General features: G+C 69.2%; 22 protein-coding genes. 13 read left to right on the top strand and 9 right to left on the bottom strand.

All coding sequences use genetic code 11. From position 1 onward, the window contains the following. Nucleotides 1-7: 7 nt before the first annotated feature. The 3 genes from CK240_RS10100 (at nucleotide 8) to CK240_RS10090 (ending at nucleotide 3,845) form a co-directional block, all read left to right on the top strand. Nucleotides 8-1,198: a UbiH/UbiF family hydroxylase gene (locus tag CK240_RS10100; RefSeq protein WP_095640216.1), complete on the top strand. Its 1,191-nt coding sequence runs from the start codon at nucleotides 8-10 to the stop codon at nucleotides 1,196-1,198. 128 nt (nucleotides 1,199-1,326) lie between these two features. Then, a complete protein-coding gene (gene ilvC / locus CK240_RS10095) occupies nucleotides 1,327-2,349 on the top strand; it encodes a ketol-acid reductoisomerase (RefSeq protein WP_095640215.1) in 1,023 nt (340 codons plus the stop codon). 236 nt (nucleotides 2,350-2,585) lie between these two features. After that, entirely contained in the window at nucleotides 2,586-3,845 is a 1,260-nt protein-coding gene (locus CK240_RS10090; protein ID WP_095640214.1) for an AI-2E family transporter, read from the top strand. Nucleotides 3,846-3,856: 11 nt separating this feature from the next. On the opposite strand, the gene CK240_RS10085 is transcribed toward CK240_RS10090, so the two are convergent. Both CK240_RS10085 and dnaE read right to left on the bottom strand, forming a co-directional pair. Then, nucleotides 3,857-4,117 (bottom strand): DUF333 domain-containing protein, encoded by a 261-nt coding sequence (locus CK240_RS10085; RefSeq protein WP_095640213.1) that lies wholly within the window; start codon nucleotides 4,115-4,117, stop codon nucleotides 3,857-3,859. 88 nt (nucleotides 4,118-4,205) lie between these two features. Next, on the bottom strand, nucleotides 4,206-7,679 hold the full coding sequence (dnaE, locus tag CK240_RS10080; protein ID WP_095640212.1) for a DNA polymerase III subunit alpha: 3,474 nt from the start codon (nucleotides 7,677-7,679) through the stop codon (nucleotides 4,206-4,208). Between the two features lie 191 nt (nucleotides 7,680-7,870). Here dnaE and CK240_RS10075 point away from each other — a divergent pair, with 191 nt between their 5' ends. From CK240_RS10075 to CK240_RS10060, 4 genes are read left to right on the top strand one after another with little or no spacing between them, the layout of a single operon-like run. Further along, the gene (locus tag CK240_RS10075) at nucleotides 7,871-9,394 is read left to right on the top strand and encodes an ABC transporter ATP-binding protein (RefSeq protein ID WP_240517369.1); all 1,524 of its coding nucleotides are present in this window, start codon (nucleotides 7,871-7,873) and stop codon (nucleotides 9,392-9,394) included. Then, entirely contained in the window at nucleotides 9,381-10,457 is a 1,077-nt protein-coding gene (locus CK240_RS10070) for an ABC transporter permease (RefSeq protein ID WP_095640211.1), read from the top strand. Before CK240_RS10075 ends, CK240_RS10070 begins: the two co-directional genes overlap by 14 nt. Further along, nucleotides 10,457-11,335: an ABC transporter permease gene (locus CK240_RS10065; RefSeq protein WP_420818620.1), complete on the top strand. Its 879-nt coding sequence runs from the start codon at nucleotides 10,457-10,459 to the stop codon at nucleotides 11,333-11,335. Before CK240_RS10070 ends, CK240_RS10065 begins: the two co-directional genes overlap by 1 nt. Nucleotides 11,336-11,359: 24 nt before the next feature. Further along, the gene (locus CK240_RS10060) at nucleotides 11,360-12,460 is read left to right on the top strand and encodes a BMP family ABC transporter substrate-binding protein (protein WP_095640209.1); all 1,101 of its coding nucleotides are present in this window, start codon (nucleotides 11,360-11,362) and stop codon (nucleotides 12,458-12,460) included. A 78-nt stretch (nucleotides 12,461-12,538) separates the two neighbouring features. Here CK240_RS10060 and dps read toward each other — a convergent pair whose 3' ends face one another. The 4 genes from dps to fabD all read right to left on the bottom strand — a co-directional run bounded on the left by dps (nucleotide 12,539) and on the right by fabD (nucleotide 15,256). Then, on the bottom strand, nucleotides 12,539-13,012 hold the full coding sequence (gene dps / locus CK240_RS10055; protein ID WP_095640208.1) for a DNA starvation/stationary phase protection protein Dps: 474 nt from the start codon (nucleotides 13,010-13,012) through the stop codon (nucleotides 12,539-12,541). Between the two features lie 143 nt (nucleotides 13,013-13,155). Then, entirely contained in the window at nucleotides 13,156-13,395 is a 240-nt protein-coding gene (locus tag CK240_RS10050) for an acyl carrier protein (protein WP_095640207.1), read from the bottom strand. A 138-nt stretch (nucleotides 13,396-13,533) separates the two neighbouring features. Beyond that, nucleotides 13,534-14,271, bottom strand: coding sequence for a 3-oxoacyl-[acyl-carrier-protein] reductase (gene fabG / locus CK240_RS10045; RefSeq protein WP_095640206.1), 738 nt, complete (start codon nucleotides 14,269-14,271; stop codon nucleotides 13,534-13,536). Nucleotides 14,272-14,329: 58 nt separating this feature from the next. Then, nucleotides 14,330-15,256 (bottom strand): ACP S-malonyltransferase, encoded by a 927-nt coding sequence (gene fabD, locus CK240_RS10040; RefSeq protein ID WP_095640205.1) that lies wholly within the window; start codon nucleotides 15,254-15,256, stop codon nucleotides 14,330-14,332. Between the two features lie 70 nt (nucleotides 15,257-15,326). Here fabD and CK240_RS10035 point away from each other — a divergent pair, with 70 nt between their 5' ends. Continuing rightward, entirely contained in the window at nucleotides 15,327-16,556 is a 1,230-nt protein-coding gene (locus CK240_RS10035) for a cytochrome b/b6 domain-containing protein (RefSeq protein ID WP_095640204.1), read from the top strand. Between the two features lie 60 nt (nucleotides 16,557-16,616). Here CK240_RS10035 and ndk read toward each other — a convergent pair whose 3' ends face one another. Together ndk and CK240_RS10025 are read right to left on the bottom strand one after the other, a co-directional pair. Continuing rightward, entirely contained in the window at nucleotides 16,617-17,039 is a 423-nt protein-coding gene (gene ndk, locus CK240_RS10030; protein ID WP_095640203.1) for a nucleoside-diphosphate kinase, read from the bottom strand. A gap of 134 nt (nucleotides 17,040-17,173) precedes the next feature. Further along, nucleotides 17,174-17,380, bottom strand: a complete 207-nt coding sequence (locus tag CK240_RS10025; RefSeq protein WP_095640202.1) for a cold-shock protein — start codon at nucleotides 17,378-17,380, stop codon at nucleotides 17,174-17,176. Nucleotides 17,381-17,593: 213 nt separating this feature from the next. Between CK240_RS10025 and CK240_RS10020 the strand changes: the two genes are divergently transcribed. The 4 genes from CK240_RS10020 to CK240_RS10005 all read left to right on the top strand — a co-directional run bounded on the left by CK240_RS10020 (nucleotide 17,594) and on the right by CK240_RS10005 (nucleotide 21,245). Continuing rightward, entirely contained in the window at nucleotides 17,594-19,441 is a 1,848-nt protein-coding gene (locus CK240_RS10020; protein ID WP_095640201.1) for an ABC-F family ATP-binding cassette domain-containing protein, read from the top strand. Between the two features lie 60 nt (nucleotides 19,442-19,501). After that, nucleotides 19,502-20,251 carry a MipA/OmpV family protein gene (locus CK240_RS10015; protein ID WP_205957808.1) on the top strand — a complete coding sequence of 250 codons (750 nt, stop codon included), beginning with the start codon at nucleotides 19,502-19,504 and terminating at the stop codon, nucleotides 20,249-20,251. A gap of 74 nt (nucleotides 20,252-20,325) precedes the next feature. Continuing rightward, on the top strand, nucleotides 20,326-20,691 hold the full coding sequence (locus CK240_RS10010) for an SUF system Fe-S cluster assembly protein (protein ID WP_095640199.1): 366 nt from the start codon (nucleotides 20,326-20,328) through the stop codon (nucleotides 20,689-20,691). Continuing rightward, on the top strand, nucleotides 20,691-21,245 hold the full coding sequence (locus CK240_RS10005) for a sugar O-acetyltransferase (protein WP_240517368.1): 555 nt from the start codon (nucleotides 20,691-20,693) through the stop codon (nucleotides 21,243-21,245). Before CK240_RS10010 ends, CK240_RS10005 begins: the two co-directional genes overlap by 1 nt. 52 nt (nucleotides 21,246-21,297) lie before the next feature. Here CK240_RS10005 and CK240_RS10000 read toward each other — a convergent pair whose 3' ends face one another. After that, nucleotides 21,298-21,990 carry a DUF1523 family protein gene (locus tag CK240_RS10000; protein WP_240517367.1) on the bottom strand — a complete coding sequence of 231 codons (693 nt, stop codon included), beginning with the start codon at nucleotides 21,988-21,990 and terminating at the stop codon, nucleotides 21,298-21,300. Between the two features lie 149 nt (nucleotides 21,991-22,139). Between CK240_RS10000 and CK240_RS09995 the strand changes: the two genes are divergently transcribed. Next, a complete protein-coding gene (locus CK240_RS09995; RefSeq protein WP_205957807.1) occupies nucleotides 22,140-22,439 on the top strand; it encodes an FtsB family cell division protein in 300 nt (99 codons plus the stop codon). The last annotated feature ends 48 nt before the right edge of the window (nucleotides 22,440-22,487 follow it).

Here is a 22,487-nt window from a genome sequence, read left to right as displayed (position 1 = left end):
GCCCCTGATGCCGGACCCGCGCGTGGATGTCCTGGTTTCCGGCGGCGGTGTCGCCGGGCTGACCGCCGCCGCCGCCTTCGGCGCCGCGGGCCTGAGCGTCCTTTGCGTGGACCCGGCCCCGCCGGTGACGGAGGAAGCCGGACCGGGCGCCGACCTGCGGACCACGGCCTTTCTGCAGCCTTCGGTCGATCTGCTGGCCCGCATCGGCTTGTGGGACCGGCTGGCGCCGCATGCCGCCCCCCTGCAGGTCATGCGCATCGTGGACGCGGGCGGGGTCGAGCCGGTCGCGCGGCTGACGCGCGCCTTCGACGCCTCGGAAATCTCGGACAGGCCCTTCGGCTGGAACCTGCCCAACTGGCTGCTGCGGCGCGAGATCTCGGCCCGCTTGGCCGAATTGCCAAGGGTCGAGTTCCGCCCCGGCACCGGCACCGCCGGGCTGACAGTGCGCGACGACGCGGCGCTGGTGGACCTGTCGGACAAAAGCCGGGTCCGCGCGCGGCTGGTCGTGGCGGCGGACGGACGCAACTCGCCCGTGCGCGAGGCGCTGGGGATCGGCGTCCGCACCTTCCGCTATGGCCAGAAGGCGCTGGCCTTTGCCGTGACGCACGAGATCCCGCACGAGAACGTCTCGACCGAGATCCACCGCTGGGGCGGCCCCTTCACGCTGGTTCCCCTGCCCGACCGCGGCGGCAAGCCGTCCTCGGCCGTCGTCTGGATGGAACGCGGGGCCGAGATCGCGCGCCTGCGCGCCCTGTCGCGCGCGGCTTTCGAAGTCGAGCTGAACGCCCGTTCCGCCGGCATCCTCGGCCACCTGACGCAGGCCACGGGCCTGACCGAATGGCCGATCATCAGCCAGATCGCCGACCGCTACACCGGCCCCCGCACGGCGCTCATCGCCGAGGCCGCCCATGTCGTCCCGCCCATCGGCGCGCAGGGGCTGAACATGAGCCTTGCGGACCTGTCGTCCCTTCTGGACCTGATGGCGCCCGATCCCGACAACCAGGCGGCGCTGGAGCGTTACGCCCGCGCCCGCCGCCCCGAAGCGATGGTCCGCCTGATGGGCATCGACGCGCTGAACCGCGCCAGCATGCTGACGCCCCGCCCCCTGCGCGACCTGCGCGCGGCGGCGCTGGGGGGACTTTACGCGCTGGCCCCCGTGCGGCGGACGATGATGCGCGCCGGGCTGGGGATGCGCTGACCCCCCGGTCCCGCCCAGCGGAAAGCCTGCGCCTTTCCTGAGATTGCGCGCGCCCGCGTTCTGGACACCCAAAGATGCGCGGTGTAGGCCCTTGCGCGAAACATCGGGAACCACGAGGGCAGAAAAAGATGCGCGTGTATTATGATCGCGATTGCGACGTCAATCTGATCAAGGACAAGAAGATCGCGATCCTGGGCTATGGCAGCCAGGGCCATGCACATGCGCTGAACCTGCGCGACTCGGGCGCGAAGAACCTGGTCGTGGCACTGCGCGAGGGCTCGCCGTCGGCGGCCAAGGCCGAGGGCGAGGGCCTGAAGGTCATGGGCATCGCCGAGGCCGCCGCCTGGGCCGACCTGATCATGTTCACCATGCCCGACGAACTGCAGGCCGAGACCTACAGGAAATACGTCCATGACAACCTGCGCGAAGGCGCGGCGATCGCCTTCGCCCACGGCCTGAACGTGCATTTCGGCCTGATCGAGCCGAAGAAGGGCGTGGACGTCATCATGATGGCGCCCAAGGGCCCCGGCCACACCGTGCGCGGCGAATACGTCAAGGGCGGCGGCGTGCCCTGCCTGGTGGCGGTCCACAACGACGCCTCGGGCAAGGCATTGGACGTCGCGCTGTCCTACTGCTCGGCCATCGGCGGCGGCCGTTCCGGCATCATCGAGACCGACTTCCGCGAGGAATGCGAAACCGACCTGTTCGGCGAGCAGGCGGTCCTGTGCGGCGGCCTCGTCGAGCTGATCCGTATGGGCTTCGAAACGCTGGTCGAAGCGGGCTACGAGCCCGAGATGGCCTATTTCGAGTGCCTGCACGAGGTGAAGCTGATCGTGGACCTGATCTACGAAGGCGGCATCGCGAACATGAACTACTCGATCTCGAACACCGCCGAATACGGCGAATATGTCTCGGGCCCGCGCATCCTGCCCTATGACGAGACGAAGAAGCGGATGAAGGAAGTCCTGAGCGACATCCAGACCGGCAAGTTCGTCCGCGACTTCATGCTGGAGAACGCCGTCGGCCAGCCGATGTTCAAGGCGACCCGCCGCATCAACGACGAGCACCAGATCGAGCAGGTCGGCGCCAAGCTGCGCGAGATGATGCCCTGGATCTCCAAGGGCAAGATGGTGGACCGCGCCCGGAACTGAACGCGACCGCGGCATCGCCGGACCGGGGCCCTGCCCTATCGTCGGATGCGACGATCCCGGGATGTTCCAGCAAGGAAGAAGGGCGCCCGCTGCGGCGCCCTTCTTTTTTTGCCGCCGCCTGCGGGCTTCTTCCAAATTGTTGTTAATTCTTTCCTTTCCTGCCCGGCGCCGCCCCGTCACGGGAACCTTCCCGGAAAGCGGCGGTTTGACCCCCAGCACAAGCCGAGGGACGGATCATGGTCGATGGAAGCAGCCTCACCCGACGGAACGAGGAGCAGGGCGTGCCCTCGGAGGGATCGGGAGAGCGGCCGGCCATCCGCACGATCCTTCTGGTCATCATCGCGCTGGTGCTGTCCGGCTGGGCCCTGCACGCGATGTCCAGCGTCTTCGTGCCGCTGGTCGCCTCGGTCATGATCGCGCTGGCCGTCATGCCGGTGCGGGACTGGGTGCAGCGCAGGGTGTCCCGGAAGTTCGGCTGGCTGGGCGTGGTGGCGGCCATGACGTTGCTGTTGCTGGTGGTCGGGCTGTTCTTCGGCGCGCTCTGGCTGGCCGCCCAGCAGATGATCGCCCAGGTCCCCGGCGGCACCGGGCAGATCACGCAGGTCATCGAGCAGGCCATGCCGCAGGAAGGGGCCGAGGCGCAGGGCGGGACCGAGGCGCAGCCACCCCAAGGTGACGCCGGGTCCAGCCTGCCGTTAGGCCTGCCCTCGGGCGTGGCAGAGCCGAGCGCCTTGGGCCAGGTGCCGCAGGCCGGGCAAGAGTCGGGTGGCGAATCCGCCGGCGGCCTTGCCTCGCGCTTTGGCGACACCCTGGTCAGCGTCCTGACACGGGTGGCCAAGACTCTGCTTGGGTCTGCCGTGGGGATCGTGTCGGCGCTGGTGGTGATCTTCTTCCTGACGCTGCTGATCCTGATCGAAAGCCGGGACTGGGGCCGGAAGATTTCCACGATCACCCACTGGCGCACGGAATGGCGGCTGACCGAATCCGCCGAGGTGATCGCCCAGAAGGTGCGCGCCTACCTGCTGATCCGCGGAGTCCTCGGACTCGCCACCGCCGCTCTTTACGGACTGTGGCTGTGGTTCTTCGGTGCGGGGCTGATCTTCGTCTGGGCGCTGCTGACCTTTCTTCTGAACTTCATCCCCACCGTCGGGTCCATCATCGCGGGGCTGCTGCCGGTCATCTATATCGTTGCCACGCAGGATCTGGGCACGGCGGTGGCGGTGGGGGCGGGCCTGCTGGTGATCGAGCAGGTCATGGGCAACTTCATCGATCCCAAGGTGTCGGGCAACCGGATCTCGGTCTCGCCGCTTGTGGTGCTGGTGGGGCTGCTGTTCTGGTCCTGGATCTGGGGCATTCCCGGCGCACTGCTGGCGGCCCCCGTCACGGTGGCGCTTGTCGTGCTGGGCGCGCATGTGCCGATCCTGCGCCCCTGGGCGCTGCTGCTGTCGGACCGCACCGACATGGAAGGGCTGACCGAGGCCACGCGCCCCAAGTGAGGGGGCGCGTCCTACAGGTCGTTGTGGCTGTTCAGCAGGGCGGCGGCGCTGACGGTCCGGCCGTCGCGCATCCGGCACAGGTCGGCGCGCCGCCCCTGCGAGATGCGGGGGATCACCGTCCCGCCCGTTCCCTGGCAGTAGAGCGCCGCCGGATCGACCAGCGCGGCGGGCGCGGCGGCGGTTGTCGTCGTGCCGGGCGCAGGGCCGCCGCAGGCGGCGGCCAGCAGGGCCGCGGCACCGGCAAGGGGTGCGGGGATCAGGCGTCGGATCATGGCGTCGGTCCTTTCACGGCTCGCGGGCCCGCAGGCCGGGCGTCTGCCGCCCACCCTGCCCCAGGCTGCCCCCAAGGGGCAACCGGCCCTATTCCTCGGTCACGTCGATCACGCCCTCGACCGCGCGCAGGGCCTGCCGCATCCGCGGAGTGACGGGCACGTCCGGCGCGACCTCGACGTCGTAAACGGTGTTGCCCTCGCGCACCCGCATCAGCAGGGGGCCGCGGCCCTTGGCCGACACGGACATCTCGGCACTGGTCTCGCGCAGGCGGTCCAGCACCGCGACGGCCGTCCGGGGGTCGGCCACCTCGACCGCCAGCAGGCCCGAGCCCGCGTCCGCCACCGCGTCCTCAAGCGACTGGGCGGACCGGGCGAGCATCTTGACCTGGTCGCCGGACGGCTCGGCGTTGACGGTCAGCAGGACGTTCATGCCGGGTTCCAGCAGCGCACGATGGGCGTCCAGCACATCGGAAAAGACCGTGGCCTCGTAAAGCCCGGTCGGGTCGGACAGCGTCACAAAGGCATAGCGCGTGCCCTTGGCGGATTTCTTCTCGGCCCGGGCGGCCACGGTGCCCGCGATCTGCGCGACCATCGGTCCGTCGGCGCAGGCGGCCTGCACCTGGTCCAGCGTCATCGCGCCCTTGCGCTTCAGCGCGGGGACATAATCGTCCAGCGGATGGCCCGACAGGTAGAAGCCGATGGCCGTGCGTTCCTCGGCCAGCTTCTCGGCGGGCATCCAGACGGACGCCAAGGCGGGACGCGGCGGCGGCAGGTCCTCGCCCGCCCCGAACAGCGAGGACTGGCTGGACTGCGCGGCCTCCTGCACGGCGGTGGACCATGCCACAAGCGCGTCGAGCGATTTCAGCACCCTCGCGCGGTTGTTGTCCAGCTCGTCGAAGGCCCCGGCCCGGGCCAGCATTTCCAGCGCGCGCTTGCCGATCTGGCGCATGGGGACGCGGCGGGCGAAGTCGGTCAGGTCGCGGAAGGGCCTGTCGCCACGGGCGGTCACAAGCGTTCTCATCGCCTCGACGCCCACGTTCTTCAGCGCGCCCAGCGCATAGACGATGCGGCCATTGTCCACGCTGAAGCGCGGCTGGCTGCGGTTGACCGAGGGCGGGATGACCTCGATTCCCATGCGGTCCACCTCGCGCCGGTAGATCGCCAGCTTGTCGGTCAGGTGGATGTCGCAGTTCATGACGGCGGCCATGAACTCGACCGGGTGGTTCGCCTTCAGCCAGGCGGTCTGGTAGCTAACCACCGCATAGGCGGCCGCGTGGGACTTGTTGAAGCCGTAGTTGGCGAACTTTTCCAGCAGGTCGAAGACCTCGCCGGCCTTCTTCTCGTCCACGCCTTGGGCCTTGCAGCCCTCGACGAACTTGGGGCGTTCCTTCGCCATCTCCTCGGCGATCTTCTTGCCCATGGCGCGGCGCAGAAGGTCGGCGCCGCCAAGGCTGTAGCCCGCCATGACCTGCGCAATCTGCATCACCTGTTCCTGGTAGACGATGATGCCCTGCGTCTCGGCCAGGATGTGGTCGATGGTCGGGTGGATCGACTCCAGCGGACGGACGCCGTTCTTGACGTCGCAATAGACCGGGATGTTCTCCATCGGCCCCGGACGGTAAAGCGCCACAAGGGCCACGATGTCCTCGATGCAGGTCGGCCGCATCCGCCGCAGCGCATCCATCATGCCCGAGCTTTCGACCTGGAACACCGCGACGGTGCGCGCGCTGGCGAAAAGCTGGTAGGTGGCGGGGTCGTCCAGCGGGATCAGGTTGATCTCGTCCACCGCGCCCGCGGGCGGGTCGTAGAGCTGGCGTCCGTCGGCGGCGATATGCAGGTGCCGCCCGCCCGCGCGGATCAGGTCCACGGCGTTCTGGATCACCGTCAGCGTCTTCAGGCCGAGAAAGTCGAACTTCACCAGCCCGGCCTGTTCCACCCACTTCATGTTGTATTGCGTGGCCGGCATGTCGGAGGCCGGATCGCGGTACAGCGGCACCAGCTGGTCCAGCGGCCGGTCCCCGATCACCACGCCCGCCGCGTGGGTCGAGGCGTTGCGGTAAAGCCCCTCGACCTGCGCGGCATAGTCGAGCATCCGCTTGACGTTTTCCTCGGCCGCTGCCGCTTCGCGCAGGCGCGGCTCGTCCGCCAGCGCCTTGGTGATCGAGACGGGCTTCACGCCTTCCACCGGGATCATCTTCGACAGCTTGTCGCGCTGGGTGAAGCCCATGCCCAGCACGCGGCCCACGTCATGCACGGCGGCCTTGGACAGAAGCGCGCCGAAGGTGATGATCTGGCCCACCTTCTCGCGCCCGTATTTCCCGCAGACGTAGTCGATGACCTCCTCGCGCCGGTCCATGCAGAAGTCGATGTCGAAGTCCGGCATCGAGACGCGCTCGGGGTTCAGGAAGCGCTCGAACAGCAGCGAATAGCGCAGGGGGTCGAGGTCGGTGATCGTCAGCGCATAGGCCACGAGGCTGCCCGCGCCCGAGCCCCGGCCCGGCCCGACCGGGATGCCCTGCCCCTTGGCCCACTTGATGAAGTCGGCCACGATCAGGAAGTAGCCGGGGAAGCCCATCTGCTCGATGATCCCCAACTCGAAGTCGAGCCGGGCGTTGTAGTCCTCGACGCTGACGGCATGGGGGATCACGGAAAGGCGGGCGGCAAGCCCCTCGCGCGCCTGCCGGCGCAGTTCCTCGACCTCGTCATCGGCAAAGCGCGGCAGGATCGGCTTGTGCTTGGAAACGGCAAAGGCGCAGCGCTGCGCGATCTCCACCGTGTTGGCGGTCGCCTCGGGCAGGTCGGCGAACAGGACCAGCATGTCCTTTTCCGACTTGAAGTCGTGGTTCGCGGTCAGGCGGCGGCGGGGCGCGGACTGGTCCACCATCGCGCGTTCCCGGATGCAGATCAGCGCGTCATGGGCGCCGAACATCTCGGGTTTCGGGAAATACACGTCGTTCGTCGCCACCAGCGGCAGGTTCAGCGCATAGGCGAGGTCGATCATCCCGCCCTCGCTGGCCAGTTCCGCCTGCATCAGCTGGCCGTTGTCCTGCATGTGGCGCTGCAGTTCCACATACAGCCGGTCGCCGAACATGGCGGTCAGATCGCGCAGGTGCGATTCGGCATCCGCCATCTTGCCCGCCGCCACCATCAGCCCCAGCGGCCCGCAGGCGCCACCGGTCAGGCAGATCAGCCCCTCGGCGTGCTTGCCAAGCTCGGCCATGGTCACATGAGGAAACTCGCGCGGGGGCGTCACATACAGGCAGGTGGACAGCGCCATCAGGTTCATCCACCCCTGCTGGCTCTGCGCCAGCAGCACGACCGGCCCGCACATCGGGCCCGCGTCCAGCGTCATCTGGCAGCCGACGATGGGCTGGACGCCCTCGTCCATGGCCTTCACCGAGAACTCCAGCGCGGCGAACAGCGCGTTGGTGTCGGTCAGCGCGACGGCAGGCATCCCGTGCCTGGCGGCAAGGCCCGGCAGCTTCTTGACGGGGATCGCGCCCTCAAGCAGCGAATGCTCGGAATGACAGCGCAGGTGGATGAACTTGGGCAGATCGGTCATGGGCCTTTGCTAGCACCGGAACGGGCCGTGCAGAAGGTGGCGCCGCAGCTTCCCGCGCGGCATATGGGCGGCAGGATTGCCGTCGGGTTCGCGAAGACAGTCTCAACCGGGGCCGCTATAATCAGCCGCCGGAAGCATGATTGTGTGAACGCCGAAACCGGCTAACGTACGAAAAAGACAACGGGGATGGCGTGACGACCAGCGAATTGTTCCGGGCCGAAGGCCTGGCGAAATCCTATCCGGGCGTGCGCGCCAACGACAATGTGTCCTTTTCCGTCGCGCCGGGTGAGATCCATGCGCTGCTGGGCGAGAACGGCGCCGGCAAGTCCACCCTGGTCAAGATGATCTATGGCCTCGTGCGCCCGGATCAAGGGCGGATGAGCCTGGGCGGCCAGCCCCATGCGCCGGCGGACCCGCGGGCCGCGCGCGCCTCGGGCGTCGGCATGGTGTTCCAGCATTTCAGCCTGTTCGACGCGCTGACGGTGGCCGAGAACATCGCGCTGGGGATGGACGCGCCGCCCCCGCGCGCGGACCTGTCGCGCCGGATCACCGAGGTCAGCGCGGCCTATGGCCTGCCGCTGAACCCCGCCCGCCGGGTCGCCAGCCTTTCGGCGGGCGAGCGCCAGCGGGTCGAGATCGTCCGCTGCCTTCTGGGCAATCCGCGCCTGCTGATCATGGACGAGCCCACCAGCGTCCTGACCCCGCAGGAGGCCGAGATCCTGTTTGCGACCCTGCGCCAGCTGGCCGCGCAGGGCACCGCGATCCTGTACATCAGCCACAAGCTGGACGAGATCCGCAGCCATTGCGATTGCGCCACGATCCTGCGGCAGGGCCGCGTCGTGGGCACCGTGAACCCGGCCCAGCATTCCGCCCGCGAACTCGCCGCCATGATGGTCGGGGCCGAGATGCGGCTGGTGGACCGTTCCGGCCGCCAGGCGGGCGAGGTCGTGCTGACCGCCGCCGGGCTGACCTCGGCCGCGGGGCTTGAGGGCACGGCGCTCAAGGACGTGGGCTTCCAGGTCCGCGCGGGCGAGATCCTGGGCATCGGCGGCGTCGCCGGCAACGGGCAGGAGGAGCTGATCGCCGCGCTTTCGGGCGAAACGACCGGCAGGCCCGGCACCGTGGCGCTGGACGGGCGCGACCTGTCGGCGGAAGGTCCCGAGGCACGGCGCCGCGCCGGCCTGCTGGCGGCACCCGAGGACCGGCTGGGCCATGCCGCCGTCCCCGACATGAGCCTGACCGAGAACGCCATCCTGACCGGCGCGACCCGGCAGGGCCTGCAGAAGCACGGGGTCATCGACCACCGCGCCGCCCGCAGCTTTGCCGAGAAGATCATCGCCGCCTTCGACGTCCGCACCCCCGGCCCCGGAACGGCGGCGGGGGCGCTGTCGGGCGGCAACCTGCAGAAATACGTGATCGGCCGGGAAATCCTGCAGGAACCCCGCGCGCTTGTCGTGAACCAGCCGACCTGGGGCGTCGATGCGGGCGCGGCCGCCGCGATCCGGCAGGCGCTCTTGGACCTCGCGGGCCGGGGGGCGGCCGTGGTCGTCATCAGCCAGGACCTCGACGAGCTTCTCGAACTTTCCGACCGCTTCGCCGCGCTGAACAACGGCGTGCTGTCGGCGCCCGTCCCGACCGAGGGGCTGACGCTGGAACAGGTCGGGCTGATGCTGGGCGGCGCGCACGGGATGGAGGTCGCCCATGTTGCGGCTTGAACCCCGGACCCGCGCGCCCTGGTGGCTGGGCGTCGTTTCTCCGGTCATGGCGGTTGTCGCCACGATGCTCGCGGGCGGGCTGCTTTTCGCGCTGATGGGCTTTGATCCCGTCGCCTCGATCCGCACGATCTTCTGGGACCCGCTGTTCGGCCCCGCGGCGGGCTATTCGCGCCCGCAACTGCTGGTCAAGGCGGGGCCGCTGATCCTGATCGCCTCCGGGCTGGCCATCGGCTTCCGGGCGGGCATCTGGAACATCGGGGCCGAGGGGCAATACATCATCGGCGGCATCTGCGGCGCGGCGGTGGCGCTGGCCGCCTATCCGTCCGAGGGCTTCTGGATCTTCCCGGCGATGGTGCTGGCCGGCGCGGCCGGGGGCTGGGCCTGGGGGATGATCCCCGCGATCCTGCGCAACCGGACGGGCGCGTCCGAAATCCTCGTTTCGCTGATGCTGGTCTATGTGGCCCAGCGGGTCGCCGCATGGATGGCCTTCGGGCCCATGCGGAACCCCGAGGGCTTCGGGATGCCGGGCTCGCGCAACCTTCAGCAATATCCGGCGGCCTCGAACCCGGAACTGATCGCCGGGACCGGCATCCACTGGGGCGTGGTCGCGGCGGTCGTGGCGGTCTTCGCGACCTGGTTCCTGATGAGCCGCCACATCCGCGGCTTCCGCATCCGCGTCGCCGGCCTTGCGCCCCGTGCCGCGCGCTTCGCCGGGGTGCGTCCCGAAACGCTGGTGGCCTTCTGCCTCGGCCTGTCGGGCGCGCTGGCGGGCATGGCCGGGCTGTTCGAGGTGGCGGGTCCCGGCGGGCAGATCACCGACAGCTTCGGCTCGGGCTACGGCTTCACGGCGATCATCGTGGCCTTTCTCGGCCGCCTGCATCCCGTGGGCATCCTGCTTGCCGGGCTGCTGATGGCGCTGACCTACATCGGCGGGGAACTGGCGCAGCTGATGCTGTCCCTGCCCGCCGCGACCGTGCAGGTCTTCCAGGGGATGCTGCTGTTCTTCCTGTTGGCCTTCGACACGCTGACCCGATACCGCCTGCGCTGGGGGACCGCGCGATGATGGAATGGACGACCTTGCTGCTGCTTCTCTCGGCGGCGACCCCGATCCTGTTCGCGGCCCTGGGCGAGGCTGTCGCCGAACGCTCGGGCGTGCTGAACCTGGGCGTCGAGGGGATGATGATCACCGGCGCGCTGGCGGGCTTTGCCGCCGCGCACGCGACCGGGTCGCCCATGGTGGGCTTTGTCGCGGGGGCGCTGGCCGGCGCGGCGCTGTCGCTGATCTTCGCGGTCCTGACGCAATACCTGCTGACCAACCAGGTCGCCACGGGTCTTGCGCTGACCATGTTCGGGCTGGGCCTGACGGCGATGTTCGGCAAGCCCTATGAGGGGGTCAAGGCGCCCTCGATGCCGGGCGGGCCCCTGGGGATCAACTGGGTGATCTGGCTCGGGCTGATCCTCGTTCCCGTCATCTGGCTTGTGCTGAACCGCACCCGCCCCGGCCTGATCCTGCGCGGCGTGGGCGAGAACCACGAGGCCGCCCATGCGCTTGGCTACAAGGTGCGCGGCGTCCGCATGGCCGCCATCGCCATCGGCGGCGCGCTGGCCGGGATCGGCGGGGCTTACGTGTCCATCGCGACCGTCCTGCAGTGGACCGAGGGCATGACCGCCGGCGCGGGCTGGATCGCGCTGGCCATCGTCGTCTTCGCGGGGTGGAGTCCCTGGGGCGTTCTCGCCGGTGCCTGGCTTTTCGGCGGCGTGACCGTTCTGCAGCTTCGCCTTCAGGCAGCGGGCGTGGCGGTGCCGGTGCAGCTGCTCAGCATGGCCCCCTATCTTGCCACGATCATCGTCCTGGTGATCATATCGGCGCGCCACAAATACGCAGGCGGCGGCGGAACGGCCCCGGGTTCCCTGGGCCGGCCCTTCCACGCGCTGCGATAACAAGATCCGACAGAGGAGATGTCCATGAACCGCAGAACCCTTCTGGCCTCGGCCGCAGCAGCGGCGCTGGTGGCCCTGCTGCCCGCCCTGCCGGCCGCCGCGCAGACCCCGATCCCCGAGGGCGAGAAGCTGAAGGTCGGCTTCATCTACGTGGGCCCGGTCGGCGACGGCGGCTGGTCCTACCAGCACGACCTGGGCCGGCAGGCGATCGAGGCCGAATACGGTGACCGGATCGAGACGACCTTCATCGAAAGCGTTCCCGAGGGCGCCGACGCCGAGCGCGCCCTGACCCAGCTTGCGCTGTCGGGCTGCAAGCTGATCTTCGCGACCAGCTTCGGCTTCATGGACGCGGTCATCAACACCGCCGCCAAGTTCCCCGACGTGAAGTTCGAGCACGCCACCGGCTACAAGCGCGCCGACAACGTGGCCACCTATGACGCCCGCTTCTACGAGGGCCGCGCCGTCATGGGCACCATCGCCGGCCGCATGACCAAGTCGAACAAGATCGGCTACATCGGGTCCTTCCCGATCCCCGAAGTGATCCAGGGCATCAACTCGTCCTTCCTGCACGCCCGCAAGGTGAACCCCGACGTCGAGATGCGCGTCGTCTGGGCCTATACCTGGTTCGACCCCGCGAAAGAGGCGGACGCGGCCTCCGCCCTGCTGGCCGAGGGCGTGGACGTGATCCTGCAGCACACCGACTCCACCGCGCCGCTGGCCAAGCTGCAGGAAAAGGGCGGCATCGGCTTCGGGCAGGCGTCCGACATGGCGGCCTTCAAGCCGACCCCGCGCGTCAGTTCGATCATCGACAACTGGGCCCCCTACTACGTCAAGCGCGTGGGCGAGGTACTGGACGGCACCTGGAAATCCCACGGCGTCTGGCTGGGGATCGGCGATGGCGAGGTCCAGATCGGCGAGATCACCGAGGCCGTGCCCGCCGAGGTCAAGGCCGAGGCCGAGGCCCTGCGCGACCAGATCGGATCGGGCGCCTATCACCCCTTCACCGGCCCGCTGAACAAGCAGGACGGCAGCGCCTGGCTGGCCGAGGGACAGAAGGCCACCGACGAAGAACTGTCCTCGATGAACTTCTTCGTGGAAGGGATTTCCGCGCAGATCCCGAGCTGAGCCTCGCCTTCGGATGCAGGAAGGGCGGGTCCTCGGGCCCGCCCTTCTTCAATGGAAAACCCGGATGGGCCAGCCTGGTCAGCCGCGGTGCGCCTCGATGAACCACAGGTCCTTGTCGGCCTGGCGCGATGCGGCGGTCAGGAGGTCCGCGCTGTCGGCGTCGCCCGCCTCGTCCACGCTGTCGATGGCCGCCCGCACCCGCTCGCCGTAAGCGCGCAGCCGGTCCGCGACCTCGCGCAGGTGGTCCTCGGCCGAGGTCAGGTCCGTCGGATAGGGCGCAAGCCGGGTCGCGCGGGCGACCTCCTCGACCGTGCCGACCGCCGTGCCGTCAAGCTGCTGGATGCGCTCGGCCATGTCGTCGATGTTGGGATCGAGCCGCGTCTTCACCCCGTCCAGCAGTTCATGCACGGCGATGAAGTTCGGGCCCTTTAGGTTCCAGTGCGCCTGCTTCAGCGCCAGCGACAGCGACAGCCCGTCGCTCATGCAGGCCTGCAGCTCCGAGATCGCGGTCTTGCGGGCATTGTCTTCCAGTCCCTGCAGGTTCACGGGCATGACCTTCTCCTGATGTCGTCGATTTGCCCTTCAACGAACCGCAGGAACCCGGGTTCCGACGCCGCGCCAATCCGCCGCAGCGCCGAAAAGGAAACGGCGCCCCCGCGGGGACGCCGTTCACAGGATGCCGATGCGGGCAGCGATCAGGCGGCGGTCGCCTGGCCGATGAACTTGACCGCGTCGCCGAAGGTCTGGATCGTTTCGGCGGCGTCATCGGGGATCTCGATGCCGAACTCTTCCTCGAAGGCCATGACCAGCTCGACGGTGTCCAGCGAATCCGCGCCCAGATCGTCGATGAACGAGGCGGTCTCGGTGACCTTGTCCTCTTCGACGCCCAGATGCTCGACGACGATCTTTTTCACGCGATCAGCGATATCGCTCATGTCTCGTTCCTCAGTTACGGGCACTCCGCCCGGGATGCGACCGGGACGCACCCGGCAACAAGCCGCGGGCGGGTCCCTGCGGCCTTGGCCCCGGCATATAGCAACGCCATTGTGATCCGCAACCGCTTTCGCGGCCCCTCAGACCATCGCCATGCCGCCGTTGACATGCAGCGTGGCCCCGGTGACGTAACCTGCCTCGGGGCTGGCCAGATACAGCACGGCGGCCGCGATCTCGTCTGCCCTGCCCATGCGCCCGGCGGGAATCTGGGTCAGGATGCGCGCCTTCTGGTCGTCGTTCAGCTTGTCGGTCATCGCCGTCTCGATGAAGCCGGGCGCGACGCAGTTGACCGTGATCCCGCGTGAGGCGACTTCGGAGGCGAGGCTTTTCGACATCCCCACCAGCCCGGCCTTTGCGGCGGCATAGTTCCCCTGCCCCGGGTTGCCCGTGGTCCCCACGACCGAGGTGATGCTGACAATCCGCCCCCAGCGCGCCTTCATCATGCCGCGCAGCACCCCGCGCGCCAGCCGGAAGGACGAGGTCAGATTGACGTCCAGCACCTGTGCCCATTCCTCGTCCGACATCCGCATGAACAGGTTGTCCCGCGTGATGCCCGCATTGTTGACGAGGATATCCACGGACCCCATTGCCTCGGCTGCCTTCTTCGGCAGCGCCTCGACCTCGGCCGGATCGCCCAGGTTCGCCGTCACCACATGCGCCCGTTCGCCCAAGGACGCGGCGAGTTCCCGCAAGGGCGCCTCGCGCGTGCCCGACAGGGTCACACTTGCGCCCGCCGCGTGCAGCGCGGCCGCCACGGCCCCACCGATGCCGCCCGAAGCGCCGGTGATCAGAGCGTTCTTTCCGGTCAGGTCGAACATCGATGCCTCATCTTCTGTCTTGGAAATATCAGGGCCGGGGCAGCGCCCCGGTCCGGCCTCAGCCACGCAGCGCCGCGACATCCTCGGGGGTGCCGACCGCCTTCGTCTCGACGCCGGGCGCGATGCGCTTGATCATGCCCGACAGGGCCTTGCCGGCGCCGATCTCCCAGAACTCGGTCACGCCCTGGTCGGCCATGAACTGCACGGACTCGCGCCAGCGGACCGACCCCGTGACCTGCTCGACCAGGAACTGCCGGATCGCGCCGGGCATGGTCACGGGCTCGGCGCGGACATTGGCGATCAGGGGCACGGCAGGCTCGTGGATATCGACGCCCGCCAGCGCGTCGGCCATCACCGTCGCGGCGGGCTGCATCAGCGCGCAATGGAAGGGGGCGGAGACCGGCAGCATCAGCGCCCGCTTGGCGCCGCGTTCCTTGGCAAGCGCCGCCGCCCGTTCCACCGCCGCCTTGTGGCCCGAGATCACCACCTGCGCCGGGTCGTTGTCGTTGGCGGCCTGGCAGACCTCGTCCCCGGCCGCCTCGCGGGCGATCTCGTCCACTGTCGCGAAGTCCAGCCCGAGGATCGCGGCCATCGCGCCCACGCCCACGGGCACCGCTTCCTGCATGGCGGTGCCGCGGATGCACAAAAGCCGCGCCGTGTCCGACAGGCTGATCGCACCCGCCGCGCAAAGCGCCGAATATTCCCCCAGCGAATGCCCCGCGACGAAGGCGGCGTCCGTCACGGCGAAGCCTTCCGCCTCCAGCGCACGCATCGCGGCGACCGAGGTCGCCATCAGGGCGGGCTGGGCGTTGCGGGTCAGCGTCAGCGTCTCGATGTCGCCGTCCCAGATCACCGCGGACAGCTTCTCGCCCAGCGCCTCGTCCACTTCCTCGAATACGGCGCGCGCGGCCGGATAGGCGTCGGCCAGCGCGCGCCCCATGCCGATGGTCTGGGCCCCCTGGCCGGGAAAGACGAATGCGCGCATCTTGAGCTTCCTCCATGCTTTGCGATGGGATAGCCCGAGGACAGCGATCCCGCAACGGCAGGAGAGAGCGATGCCCGCCGCCAACACCTCCCGCGCCTATGGCAGCGTCCACCGCTTCCTGCACTGGACCATTGCCGCCCTGATCCTGTCGGCCATCGCGCTGGGCCTTTACGCCGAAAGCTTCCGCGCGGGCGGCGCCGAGGCGCTGCCCCGGATGGTGCAGGCCTTTTCCATCCACAAGACGGTGGGCATCACGGTGCTGTTCCTGGCGCTGGCGCGCATCCTCTGGGTGCTGGTCCAGGGCCACCCGAGGCCGCTGCATCCCGAACGCAGGCTGGAAAACCTTGTCGCCTCGACCGTCCACTGGGCGCTTTACGGCGGCATGGTGCTGATGCCGCTGGCGGGCTGGCTGCTGCATACGTCCGCGCCGGGCGGGGGCTTCGCCAATATCCTCTGGCCCTTCGGCCAGCGCCTGCCCGGCGTGCCGCAGGATGCCGGACTGTCCGAGCGCTTCACGGCCTTCCACGTCAACGGCTGGTGGCTGCTGGCCGCGCTGATCGGGCTGCATGTCGCGGGCGCGCTGAAGCACACGATCATCGACCGCGACGCGACGCTGGCGCGCATGGCGGGAAATGCCGCGCGGGTGCCCGAGCCGCCGCAGGGGCCGCGCGCCAACCCCTGGGTTCCGCCGCTGCTGGCGCTGGCGCTGTGGGGCGGGCTGGCCGTCTGGGCCGCCACGACCGAGCGCCCGCAGGACGCGGCCCCGCAGGAAGCCCCCGTGCAGACCTCTGCGCCCGCGGCAGCGGCGGCCCGGCCCGGCTCGGCCTGGACGGTGCTGTCGGGCACGCTGGGCCTGTCGGTCACGCAGGCGGGCGTTCCGGTCGAAGGGCAGTTCGGCACATGGACCGCCACCATCACCTATGACGAGGCGACCGGCACCGGCGAGGTCGCGGCCGAGGTCAACATCGCCTCGCTGACACTGGGCGCGGTCAGCGGCATGGCGACGGGGCCCGACTTCCTGAACGCCCCGGCCTTCCCGACCGCCCGCTTCGAGGGGACCATCGGCCGCGCGCCGGACGGGGGTGCGGCGCACCAGGCCACCGGCACGCTGACCGTCGCGGGCCAGACCCGGCCCGCGACCCTGCCCTTCGACCTGACGATCGCGGGCGACCAGGCGACCGCCAGGGGAACCCTGACGCTGGACCGGCGCGATTTCGGGGTGGGGGCCACCTATGCGGATGAAAGCACCGTGTCCTTCCCGGTCCTTGTCACCGTCGATCTGACCGCGACCCGGGGCTAGGCCCGGAACGGAAAAGGCCGCCCCGGGGGCGGCCTTCGCATCGGGCAACGGGCAGGACGATCAGCCGACCAGTTCGAGGCCCGAGAAGAAGAAGGCGATCTCTTCCTTAGCGGTTTCCGGCGCGTCCGAGCCGTGGACCGAGTTCTCGCCCACCGACAGGGCGAATTCCTTGCGGATGGTGCCCGCGTCGGCATTGGCCGGGTTGGTCGCGCCCATCACTTCGCGGTTCTTGGCGATGGCGTTCTCGCCTTCCAGCACCTGCACGACGACCGGTTCCGAGGCCATGAACTCGACCAGCTCGCCATAGAAGGGGCGGTCCTTGTGGACTTCGTAGAACTTGCCGGCCTGCTCGGGCGACAGCTTGATGCGCTTCTGCGCGACGATGCGCAGGCCCGCGTCCTCGAACTTGGCGTTGATCTTGCCGGTCAGGTTGCGGCGGGTGGCGTCGGGCTTGATGATGGAAAGCGTGCGTTCGGTGGCCATGATGTCCTCGGGGTCCGGGGTTGTCTGATCGGCCGGGCGGCTATCATGGCCCATGCGCAAAGAAAACCCGCCGCGCCGATGAAAAAGGGCGGACCCGCAGGCCCGCCCCCTTTGCTTGCGTCGCTCGGGCCCGATCAGGCGAAGCGGACGTTCACTGCGGATTCGCGGCCGTCGCGGCCTTTTTCCAGGTCGAAGGTGACCTTCTGACCGTCGGCGGGGGCCTGCAGCCCGGCGCGCTCAAGCGCCGAGATGTGCAGGAACACGTCGCGGTTGCCGCCTTCCGGCTGGATGAAGCCGAAGCCTTTGGTGGTGTTGAACCATTTCACGGTGCCGTTGGCCATCGTGAGATCTCCTGTCATGTCGCCATCCGCGAAATGCGATGGCCCGGCGCAGTCAGTCATAGCAGCATACTGAAGCCGGTAGACGGAGACAGAGAGCGGATAGAAAAACGTTGCCTGGCCCATATAGGCGAAACCGGGCCTTCCAACAAGGATATTCGCCCGGGGCCGATCAGCCGCGTTGACGAAACCGCGCGGCTGCTGCAAGCCCCGCCCATGCTGCGCATCGACGACATCTCCTATTCCATCGCGGGACGGCCGCTGTTCGACCACGCCTCGGCGGTGATCCCGACGGGGCACAAGGTGGGCCTTGTCGGCCCGAACGGCGCCGGCAAGACGACGCTGTTCCGGCTGATCCGGGGCGAACTCACGCTGGACGGGGGCACGATCAGCCTGCCCTCGCGCGCCCGCATCGGGGGCGTGGCGCAGGAATCGCCCGCGACCGACCTGTCCGTGCTGGACACGGTGCTGGCCGCCGACACGGAACGCCACGCGCTCATGGCCGAGGCCGAGACCGCCACCGATCCCCACCGCATCGCGGACATCCAGACGCGACTGGCCGACATCGACGCCTGGTCGGCGGAAGGCCGCGCGGCCTCGATCCTGCAGGGCCTGGGCTTCTCGACGCAGGACCAGGCGCGCCCCACGGGCGATTTCTCGGGCGGCTGGCGGATGCGGATGGCGCTGGCGGGCGTCCTGTTCGCCCAGCCCGACCTGCTGCTGCTGGACGAACCCACAAACTACCTCGACCTCGAAGGCGCGCTGTGGCTGGAGGGCTATCTTTCCCGCTATCCCCACACGGTCATCGTCATCAGCCACGACCGGGGGCTGCTGAATCGCGCGGTCGGCTCGATCCTGCATCTCGAGGACCGCAAGCTGAACCTCTACTCGGGCGGCTACGACAGCTTCGCCCGCATCCGCGCCGAGCGCCGGGCGCTTCAGGCGGCCGAGGCCAAGAAGCAGGAAGCCCGCCGCGCCCACCTGCAAAGCTTCGTGGACCGCTTCCGCGCCAAGGCGACCAAGGCGGCGCAGGCGCAGTCGCGCCTGAAGGCGCTGGCGAAGATGGAGCCGATCACCGCGCCCGAGGAGGCGAAGTTCCACCGCTGCACCTTCCCCCAGCCCGACCAGTTGTCGCCGCCGATCCTTGCGCTGGACAATGTCTCGGTCGGCTACGGGGACCGCGCGGTGCTGCGGCGCCTGAACCTGCGGATCGACCAGGACGACCGGATCGCGCTTCTGGGCCGCAACGGCCAGGGCAAGTCCACGCTGTCCAAGCTGCTGGCCGACCGCCTGCCCGCGATGGACGGAAAGGTGGCGCGCTCGTCCAGGCTGCGCGTGGGCTACTTCGCCCAGCATCAGGTGGACGAACTGCACCTGGACGAAACCCCTCTGGACCACGTCCGCCGCCTGCGGCCCGACGAGCCGCCCGCCCGCCTGCGCGCGCGCCTTGCCGGCTTCGGCCTGATGGAGGCGCAGGCCGAAACGAAGGTCCGCGCGCTGTCCGGCGGCCAGAAGGCGCGTCTGTCGCTGCTGCTGGCCACCATCGATGCGCCGCATCTGCTGGTGCTGGACGAGCCGACGAACCACCTCGACATCGAATCGCGCGAGGCGCTGACCGAGGCGCTGAACGATTACACCGGCGCCGTGGTGCTGGTCAGCCACGACATGCACCTGCTGGAACTGGTGGCCGACCGGCTGTGGCTGGTGGCCGAGGGTGCCGTCTCGCCCTATCCGCATGACCTGGAAACCTACCGCAAGTCGCTGCTGACGGCCGATGAGCCCGAGCGCCCGAAGGACGCCCCGAAGCCCGCGCCGAAGAAGGCCAGCCGCGACGAGATCCTGGAGTTGCGCGCCGACGTCCGGCGCGGCGAGGAACGGGTCGAGAAGCTGACCGCCATGATGGCGAAGATCAGCGAGAGAATGGCCGACCCCGCGCTTTACGACGACCCGTCCGAGGCCGAGAAATGGGGCCGCAAGCACGCCGAGGCCGCCGAGGCCCTGCCCCGTGCCGAGGCCCTGTGGCTCGAGGCGCTCGAACGGCTGGAGGCTGCCGAGCGCGGCTGATCGCCCTTGCGCGGAATTGCTTGCCGTCCAATGCTTGCCCTGAACCCCGGAGACATTCCCATGCGCGCCAGCCTGCCCCTGCTTCTCGCCGCCCTTGCCATGCCCCTGTCCGCCCAGGCGCAGGAGGGCTGGGGCGTTGCCGCCGACATCGGGCTTGGCGCCGAGATCGAGCCCGATTGGCCCGGCTCGGGCGACATGGAGGCCTCGCCCTGGATCATCTTCCGCAACCTCGACGTGACTGCGCCGGGGCAACCCGCGACGCGCGACGGCTCGTCCGACGGGCTGCGAATCGTGCCGACGGTGAACTGGCGCGGCGGGCGGGATCCGGGCGATTCCGACGTGCTGACGGGCCTCGACGACATCGACCGCACGATCGAGGCCGGCGTCCGCTTCCGCTATACCCGGGGTCCGGCCAGCGGCTACCTGGTCGTGCGCAAGGGTTTCGGCGGCCATGACGGGCTGGTGGGCGCGGTGGGCGCGACCTACCGCATCGCCCCGAACGAACGCCTGACCCTCTGGCCGGGGATCGAGGGCAAGTTCGGCGACGAGCACTTCACCCGCACCTTCTTCGGCGTGTCCGGGGACGAATCGGCGCGCAGCGGCTACGAGGCCTATTCGCCCGATGGGGGCTTCTACGCGGTCGGCGCCAGCCTCGAGGCGCGCTACGCCCTGACCCCCGCGCTGGCCCTGGTGGGCGAGGTCGAATATTCCCGCCTTACGGGCGACGCCGCCGACGCGCCCTTTGTCGAGGACAAGGACCAGCCCGCCCTGCGGCTGGGCCTCGTTCACCGCTTCAGCCTGCGTTTCTGACTTTTCCCCATGGTCTTTCGTCCCGGGCCGCCAGCCCCTATATGCGGACACGAACCCGAGACGGAGGCCGACCCATGTATCAGCCGCAGACCCAGCCGACCGAGGGCGAGCCGCTGATCGCGCCCTCGACCACCGACCATCCGCTGTATGACAGCGTGGTCGAGGCCTGCCGCACGGTTTATGACCCGGAAATCCCGGTCAACATCTTTGACCTCGGCCTCGTCTACACGATCACCATCGACGACACGAACGCCGTCCGCATCCTGATGACCCTGACCGCGCCCGGCTGCCCCGTGGCAGGCGAGATGCCGGGCTGGGTCGCGGACGCCGTCAACGCCCTTCCCGGCGTGCGGCAGGTGGACGTGGACATGGTCTTCCAGCCCCCCTGGGGGATGGAGATGATGTCGGACGAAGCACGGCTGGAACTCGGCTTCATCTGATGGGGCCTGCCCGCCGGGCGATGCTGGCCGGCCTGCCCTATGACCCCGAGGACGCGGAACTGACCGCCCTGCGCCGCCGCGCGCAGGCGCTCATGCGGGCCTACAACGCGACCATCGACGGCGAGGACCGCAGTCTGCTGTCGGACCTGCTGGGCACATGGAACGGCGCGGTGATCCGCCCGCCCTTCCACGTGGACTATGGCGTCCACATCCATTTCGGTCCCGGCTGCTTCCTGAACTACGGCTGCGTCTTCCTGGACGTGGCCGAGATCCGCCTTGGCGCCCGTGTCCAGGTCGGCCCGATGGTGCAGGTCCTGACCGCCGACCATCCGCGGGAAGCCCACCGCCGCGCGGCGGGCGAGGAATCCGGGCGCCCCGTCGCCATCGGCGACGACGTCTGGATCGGCGCGGGCGCCCTGATCCTGCCCGGCGTCACCATCGGCGCGGGCGCGATCGTCGGCGCGGGCGCGGTCGTGACGCGCGACGTGGCGGCAGGCGCCACGGTGGCGGGCAACCCGGCCCGGCCGATCGGTCCCAAGGCCCCTCCCGGCTGAGGACCAGCGGCTTCTTCCTGACCCAAATACCCGTGACGGCCTTGGTGCGGAATCAGCGCCGGGGCGGCCGCCAGCTTTGCACCCAGCCGCGGAAACGACCCCGCGCCTCGCGTGCCTCGGACCCCAGCCGCTCGCGCGCGCGGTCGGCGCGGGCGTCCATCCGCTCCAGCCGACGCTCGGCCCGCGTCACGGCGGGCGAGATCCGGGCCTCGCGGAAGCGGTTCCAGGCCCGCCAGAACAGCGCCAGCAGGATGCCCAGGATGACCAGGATCACCAGCGCCGGCCAGTTCGTCGGCCGCTCGCCCGGTCCCGCGACCGGGGTGATCGAGATCGCGTTGGGGAAGATCGTCAGCAGGTCGTTGCGCCAGCCATAGGAGGTGATGCTGACCCAGCGCGGGCTTTCCGATGTGGACCGCAGGTCGCCCGCGACCGCATGGAGGTTCGAGCTGTCGTACTTGAAATAGGGCGGCCAGATCAGGCCCGTGTCCTCGTTGCGGTAGACCAGCGGCTTGCCGTTGGGCTTCACCGTGTCGATGAAGCGGATGTCCCGCAGTCCCTGCTGGTTCTCGACCGTGCCGGTATCGGGCGCGGCGTAGAAGATGCGGTTCCAGCCGAGGTCCGTCAGCTTGTTGTAGGTGTTGGTGATCCGCACCGTCTCGCGCGAGGGCAGCGCATAGTCGAGGAACAGGAACACCGCGACGCCGAACAGCACCCCCAGCACGACCTGAACATTGCGCATGGACATCCGGCTCCTCTGGGCTGCGGCTGACGGAATCATAGACGCGAGGGCGCGCAAGGGAAACGCCCGCCACACTCGCAGGCAGAACGGCGCTGCATCGCCTCCCGTTCCGCTTGACGTGGCGGCGTGCCATGATGCCCGAAAGACATGAGGCCATGACCGTGACCAGGACCCTGCCGATCGGCGCGCTGATCTATTTCTTCGCGGCGCTGCTGCTGTCGCTCTACTTCGCCTTTGCCGCTGTGCAGGGTCCGTCGGGCATCCTGCGGCGGGTGCAGCTTGAGGCCGAGACCGCCGAACTGGTGGCCGAGCGCGACAACCTGCAGGCGGAAGTCGAGCGGATGCGGAACCTGACCCGCCGCCTGTCGGATCAGTATCTGGACCTCGAGCTGCTGGACGAACGCGCGCGCGACGTCCTGGGGCTGGTGCGCGCGGACGAACTGATCGTCCGCTGACGCCGCGTCAGAAATCGGCTTGCGCGCGTCCCGCACCCCGCCGTAGTT

This window comes from Paracoccus salipaludis (assembly GCF_002287065.1).
In the GTDB taxonomy this organism is placed as follows: Bacteria; Pseudomonadota; Alphaproteobacteria; order Rhodobacterales; family Rhodobacteraceae; genus Paracoccus; species Paracoccus salipaludis.
Note: the sequence above shows the minus strand (reverse complement) of the source record. Positions and strands in the feature narration are given on the sequence as shown.

Bases quoted from the DNA above. Each gene is read 5' to 3' on its own strand.
- CK240_RS10100 (WP_095640216.1), top strand. From the start codon at position 8: ATGCCGGACCCGCGCGTGGATGTCCTGGTTTCCGGCGGCGGTGTCGCC.
- CK240_RS10025 (WP_095640202.1), bottom strand. From the start codon at position 17,380: ATGGCCAACGGCACCGTGAAATGGTTCAACACCACCAAAGGCTTCGGC.
- CK240_RS10070 (WP_095640211.1), top strand. From the start codon at position 9,381: ATGTTGCGGCTTGAACCCCGGACCCGCGCGCCCTGGTGGCTGGGCGTC.
- CK240_RS10090 (WP_095640214.1), top strand. From the start codon at position 2,586: ATGGTCGATGGAAGCAGCCTCACCCGACGGAACGAGGAGCAGGGCGTG.
- CK240_RS10060 (WP_095640209.1), top strand. From the start codon at position 11,360: ATGAACCGCAGAACCCTTCTGGCCTCGGCCGCAGCAGCGGCGCTGGTG.
- dps (WP_095640208.1), bottom strand. From the start codon at position 13,012: ATGCCCGTGAACCTGCAGGGACTGGAAGACAATGCCCGCAAGACCGCG.
- CK240_RS10000 (WP_240517367.1), bottom strand. From the start codon at position 21,990: ATGTCCATGCGCAATGTTCAGGTCGTGCTGGGGGTGCTGTTCGGCGTC.
- CK240_RS10005 (WP_240517368.1), top strand. From the start codon at position 20,691: ATGGGGCCTGCCCGCCGGGCGATGCTGGCCGGCCTGCCCTATGACCCC.
- fabG (WP_095640206.1), bottom strand. From the start codon at position 14,271: ATGTTCGACCTGACCGGAAAGAACGCTCTGATCACCGGCGCTTCGGGC.
- CK240_RS10020 (WP_095640201.1), top strand. From the start codon at position 17,594: ATGCTGCGCATCGACGACATCTCCTATTCCATCGCGGGACGGCCGCTG.
- CK240_RS09995 (WP_205957807.1), top strand. From the start codon at position 22,140: ATGACCGTGACCAGGACCCTGCCGATCGGCGCGCTGATCTATTTCTTC.
- CK240_RS10015 (WP_205957808.1), top strand. From the start codon at position 19,502: ATGCGCGCCAGCCTGCCCCTGCTTCTCGCCGCCCTTGCCATGCCCCTG.
- fabD (WP_095640205.1), bottom strand. From the start codon at position 15,256: ATGCGCGCATTCGTCTTTCCCGGCCAGGGGGCCCAGACCATCGGCATG.
- ndk (WP_095640203.1), bottom strand. From the start codon at position 17,039: ATGGCCACCGAACGCACGCTTTCCATCATCAAGCCCGACGCCACCCGC.
- CK240_RS10035 (WP_095640204.1), top strand. From the start codon at position 15,327: ATGCCCGCCGCCAACACCTCCCGCGCCTATGGCAGCGTCCACCGCTTC.
- ilvC (WP_095640215.1), top strand. From the start codon at position 1,327: ATGCGCGTGTATTATGATCGCGATTGCGACGTCAATCTGATCAAGGAC.
- CK240_RS10085 (WP_095640213.1), bottom strand. From the start codon at position 4,117: ATGATCCGACGCCTGATCCCCGCACCCCTTGCCGGTGCCGCGGCCCTG.
- CK240_RS10010 (WP_095640199.1), top strand. From the start codon at position 20,326: ATGTATCAGCCGCAGACCCAGCCGACCGAGGGCGAGCCGCTGATCGCG.
- CK240_RS10065 (WP_420818620.1), top strand. From the start codon at position 10,457: ATGGAATGGACGACCTTGCTGCTGCTTCTCTCGGCGGCGACCCCGATC.
- CK240_RS10050 (WP_095640207.1), bottom strand. From the start codon at position 13,395: ATGAGCGATATCGCTGATCGCGTGAAAAAGATCGTCGTCGAGCATCTG.
- dnaE (WP_095640212.1), bottom strand. From the start codon at position 7,679: ATGACCGATCTGCCCAAGTTCATCCACCTGCGCTGTCATTCCGAGCAT.